The following is a 524-nucleotide window of genomic DNA, read 5'->3' as shown; positions in this document are numbered from 1 at the left end:
CACCAGCCCCAGGTCGCGCCGCCCCAGCCGCTGCGCGGCATTCAGCGTGGCGCAGCGCAGCGCCTCGACCGGGTCCATGCCGTACTGCACCAGCCGGCGCAGCAGATGCACGATCCCGCCCTGCGCCACCAGGTCGTCGGGAAAGATGTCGTCGGTGCACAGGGTCACGGTCTGCGGCACCCGGCCGATCTCCCGGAACGCCGCGACCGCCTCGGGCAGCACCGGCTCGTGCGACACGCGCAGTTCCAGCGTCATCCCCGCCCGCAGCTTCGACAGGATGTCCTGTCGGTCCGTCAGCTCATGGTCCGATTCGATTCCCCCCGCCGCGAAGGCCTGCAGCGCCGGCCCCTCCAGCCCGCGCGCATGGCCGCAGACCAGCTTGCCGCTCTCCAGCCCCGCCTGGACGATCCCGCTCATGCGCGGCGCGCGCTCCAGCACGCCGCGCATGTCCATCACTTCCGCCACGCCGATGATGTCCGGCCAGGACAGCATCTCGCGCATCGCCCCGGCGTCGAAATCGGCGC

General features: G+C 72.1%; 1 protein-coding gene. It reads right to left on the bottom strand.

The window, feature by feature from the left end; genetic code table 11:
• Positions 1-524, bottom strand: a 524-nt coding sequence (locus HUK84_RS22565) for an adenine deaminase (protein WP_176642084.1), incomplete at both ends; no start/stop codon positions are given.

The sequence above is a fragment of the Nguyenibacter vanlangensis genome (assembly GCF_013376155.1).
Taxonomy (GTDB): domain Bacteria; phylum Pseudomonadota; class Alphaproteobacteria; order Acetobacterales; family Acetobacteraceae; genus Gluconacetobacter; species Gluconacetobacter vanlangensis.
The sequence above is the reverse complement of the archived record's forward strand: the minus strand, read 5'-3'. Positions and strand labels throughout refer to the sequence as shown.